The organism is Saccharomonospora iraqiensis subsp. iraqiensis (assembly GCF_000430445.1).
In the GTDB taxonomy this organism is placed as follows: domain Bacteria; phylum Actinomycetota; class Actinomycetes; order Mycobacteriales; family Pseudonocardiaceae; genus Saccharomonospora; species Saccharomonospora iraqiensis.
Window position 1 is genome coordinate 1 of the sequence record NZ_KE387086.1, and the last position, 4,071, is coordinate 4,071.

The 4,071-nt window shown below is 73.6% G+C and carries 3 protein-coding genes; 1 reads left to right on the top strand and 2 read right to left on the bottom strand.

The window, feature by feature from the left end; translation table 11 throughout:
• Positions 1–79 precede the first annotated feature (79 nt).
• Positions 80–1,918 (bottom strand): glycoside hydrolase family 15 protein, encoded by a 1,839-nt coding sequence (locus ACTIR_RS0111055; protein ID WP_026454332.1) that lies wholly within the window; start codon positions 1,916–1,918, stop codon positions 80–82.
• A 239-nt stretch (positions 1,919–2,157) separates the two neighbouring features.
• Between ACTIR_RS0111055 and ACTIR_RS0111060 the strand changes: the two genes are divergently transcribed.
• Positions 2,158–2,949, top strand: coding sequence for an endonuclease I family protein (locus ACTIR_RS0111060; RefSeq protein ID WP_026454333.1), 792 nt, complete (start codon positions 2,158–2,160; stop codon positions 2,947–2,949).
• 29 nt (positions 2,950–2,978) lie between these two features.
• Here the strand turns inward: ACTIR_RS0111060 and ACTIR_RS22800 are convergent.
• Positions 2,979–4,071: FAD-dependent oxidoreductase (locus ACTIR_RS22800; protein WP_052583833.1), on the bottom strand; the 1,093-nt coding region annotated here is incomplete at its 5' end.

A 4,071-nucleotide genomic window follows, 5' to 3' on the forward strand; every position in this document is an offset into this window, starting at 1 on the left:
AACGCTCGCCGGCGCCGCGGCCGCCGTCCTCGGTCGGCGACCCCGCACCCGTCCCTGACGCGACGGCCGCCACCGCTCATCACCCCGCCGGGTCGTCGCGGTGGCCGGACTCCGCCCGATGGATCGCCCAGGCCGCGTTCACCAGGCCGATATGACTGAATGCCTGCGGGAAGTTGCCGAGCTGGGCGCCGCTGACCGGGTCGACCTCCTCGGCCAGCAGACCGACGTCGTTGACCAGGCCCGCCGCACGGTCGAAGACCTCCCGTGCCCGCTGGGTCCGCCCGGCCAGGGCGAGGGCGTGGGCGAGCCAGAAGGTGCACAGCACGAAGGCACCCTCGTCCCCGGGGAGCCCGTCGACCCCGGTGTCGGTGCGGTACCGGTACACGAGCCCGCGTTCGTCGGTGAGTCGCTCCGCGATCGCGTCCACGGTGGCGACGACGCGCGCGTCGGTTCCCGGCAGGAACCCCACGATCGGCAGCATCAGCGCGGAGGCGTCCAGTTCCGCGGAACCGAAGGACTGGGTGAACGCACCGACCTCGGCGTTGAACCCCCGGGTGAGCACGGCCTCGGCGATCTCCTCCGCCGAGGCACGCCAGGCCGGCACACGGTCGGCGGCCCGCAGCTGGTCGGCCATCGCCGCCGCGCGGTCCAACGCGACCCAGCACATCAGTTTCGAGTACAGGAAGTGCCGGGGCTCGCCGCGGACCTCCCAGATGCCGTTGTCGGGCCTGCGCCACTGGTCCGCCGCGGCGTCGGCGAGTCCGGCGAGGAACGTGCGGGTCTGCGGGTCGAGCTCGCCGAGTTGCGCGCGCAACCGGAACGCGGCGTCGAGCAGTTCCCCGTAGACGTCGAGCTGGGGTTGCGTCCACGCGCCGTTGCCGACGCGGACCGGACTGCTGTCGCACCAGCCGGACAGGTGGCCCAGCACCCGTTCGGACAGGTCGTGTTCGCCGCCGATACCGAACATGATCTGCAGAGGGCGTCGCGGGCGGGTGTGCGCGGCGGCCGCGGTCATGAACCCGAAGAACTCGTGCGCCTCGTCCGGACAGGCCGCCACCCACAGGGCCCGCATGGTGAAGCTGGCGTCACGCACCCAGGAGTAGCGGTAGTCCCAGTTCCGCGTGCCGCCGACCCGCTCGGGCAGTGACGTGGTGGGGGCGGCCACGACGGCGCCGGTGGGCTGGTAGCTCAGCGCCTGCAACACCCGGCCGGAGTGGTGCACCAGTGACCGCCAGGGGCCCTCGTAGTGCTGGTGCAGCGCGGACCACGCCCGCCACGCGGCGATCGTGTCGTCCAAGGCGTCGGCGATCTCCCACTGCCCGAGGGGGCGGGGCTCCGGGTCGCCGAGCCCGGCCCGCTGCACCGCGAAGTGGCTGGACTGACCGGATTCGAGGGCGAAGCAGGCGTGTGCCTCCCCGTCGTGGACGGTGTGCCACTGCGGGCTGGACAGCAGCAGCCGGTCCGGTCCCCCGCTCGCCCGGATGCCGCCGTGGACACCGGTGAGCACGGGGACGACCACCCCGTACTCCGGGCGTGGTCGCAGGCACGTCTCGACCGTGACCCGCCCCGCGGTGCACCGCACGGACCGCACCAACCGGTGCGGCGCGTGCGCACCGAGCCGGTGCGGGTCGCCGACCTCGCCGAGCACCAGCGCGTCCCGCAGCTCCAGTGTGCCGGTGGCGGTGTGGAAGGTGGTGCGCAGCACCATGCTGCCCGCGACGTAGTCCCGCTCGACCTCGGCGGGACCCACCGGGCGGACGGACCAGTGGCCCGCGTCGTCGTCGAGCAGCGCACCGAACACCGACGGGCTGTCGAACCGCGGGAAACACAACCAGTCGACGGACCCATCCCGGGTCACCAGCGCGGCCGAATGCCGGTCCGAGAGCAGCGCGTGATCGCTGATCGGGTGCCGGCTCACACGACCTCCTCGGGATCGCCGCCGCCGCTCCCCGCCCCACGCCCCACGGGGTGCCCGGCGTCCAGGACCGACCGACTGCGGACGGGATTCCCGGGGCGGCCCGGAATACTCGGCACACGGGCGTGGTGCGGTACGGTCTCCGGCGTGGCGTGGTCGCCACCGCGTCCGGAAAGGGGGACCGGGTGGGTCGACGAACCGCGCGAGGAGCGGCGGGAGCCGCGGGGGCCGTGTCGACACTGATGCTGGTGTCGTGCGTCTCCGTGACCACGACCGGTCCGACCGACAGTGGCGCCTCCCCCGACAGTGACCCCCCGCGCGGGGACGACGTCGTCCACGGCCGGGAGGTCCCGGACGGTTACTACGCCGGAACCGAGGGGCTCACCGGGGGGTCGCTGAAGACGGCGCTGCACGACATCGTCAGCGACCACACCGTGCTCACCTACGACGAGGTGTGGGAGGCCCTGCGGGTCACCGACGAGGCCCCGGGGGACCCGGCCGACGTGGTGCTCCTCTACAGCGGGACGACCCGGGACGCCGACGACAACGGCGGCGGTTCCGGGGACTGGAACCGCGAGCACGTCTGGCCGAAGTCCCGCGGCGACCTCGGGACGCACGGGCCGGGCAGCGACCTGCACCACCTGCGACCGACGGACGTGCGGGTGAACAGCATCCGGGACAGCAAGGACTTCGACCTCGGCGGCGAACCGGTCGACGGGGCACCGGGCACCACCACCGACGACGACTCCTTCGCACCCCGCGACGAGGTCAGGGGCGATGTCGCCCGCATGGTGCTCTACATGGCCGTGCGGTACGAGGGAGACGGTGCCGAACCGGACCTCGAACTCGACGACCGCACCGGCACCGGATCCGTTCCCCGGCTCGGCAGACTCCCGGTGCTGCTCGACTGGCACGCGGCCGACCCGCCCGACGCCTTCGAACGCAGGCGGAACGCGCTGATCCACGAACAGTTCCAGCACAACCGCAACCCGTTCATCGACCATCCGGAATGGGCCGCCGCCATCTGGCGCTGAGCGTCGGTCCGCCCCCGGACCGGCAATGCCTACGCGGAGCCGCGTTCGGCCTCCAGCAACCGCAGCCACACCTCGCTCATCGTGGGGAACGCGGGAACGGCGTGCCACAACGTGTCCAGCGGCACCTCACCCACGATCGCGATGGTGGCGGCGTGCACCAGCTCACCGACCCCGGGGCCGACGAACACCGCGCCGACGAGCACCCGGCGCCGACGGTCGACAACGAGCTGGGCGGTGCCGCCGACTCCCCGACCGTGCAGCACACCGCCCGCGACGCTGCCGATGTCGTAGCGCACGGTCCGCACGTCCACCCCCGCGTCGCGGGCCTGCCGCTCGGTGTGGCCGACGGCGGCGACCTGCGGATCGGTGAAGGCCACCCGGGGCACCGCCCGGTGATCGGCCCACGCCGTCTGCTCCCGACCCGCGACGAGGTCGCCGACCGTGCGGGCCTGGTACTTGCCCTGGTGGGTGAGCAGCGCGCGACCGTTCACGTCGCCCACGGCGTAGAGCCAGTCACCGTCCACCCCACGCACCCGGAGCCGGTCGTCCACCTCGAGGAACCCCCCGGGCTCCAGACCGACCGTGTCCAGGCCGAGGTCGTCGGTGCGCGCCCGGCGTCCGGTCGCGACCAGCAGTTCGTCCCCGACCAGGTCGGTGCCGTCGTCGAGGGTGAGGGTGACCGGCCCGTCGGCCGCCTCCCGCGCGGCCCGGGCGGCCCCGGCCCCGGTGAGCACCCGGATGCCCTCGGCGTCGAACGCCTCCGCGAGTTCCGCACCGACGAACGGCTCCTCGGTGGACAGCAGCCGGTCGGCCCGTTCCACGATCGTCACCTCGTCGGCGCCCAGCCTCCGGTAGGCCTGCGCCATCTCCGCGCCAACCACCCCACCGCCGAGTACCAGCAGCCGGGACGGGATCCGCTTCGCGCTGGTGGCGTCCCGGTTGTCCCAGGTGGTGATCTCCCGCAGCCCCTCGACGGGCGGGATCGCGGGGATCGACCCGGTCGCCACGACCACCGCCTTCCGCGCGGTCACCGTCACCGGGGCCCCCGCACCGGTGTCCACCTCGACGGTCCGTTCCCCCGCCAGCCGGCCCCGCCCGCGCACCACGTCGACCCCGGCACCG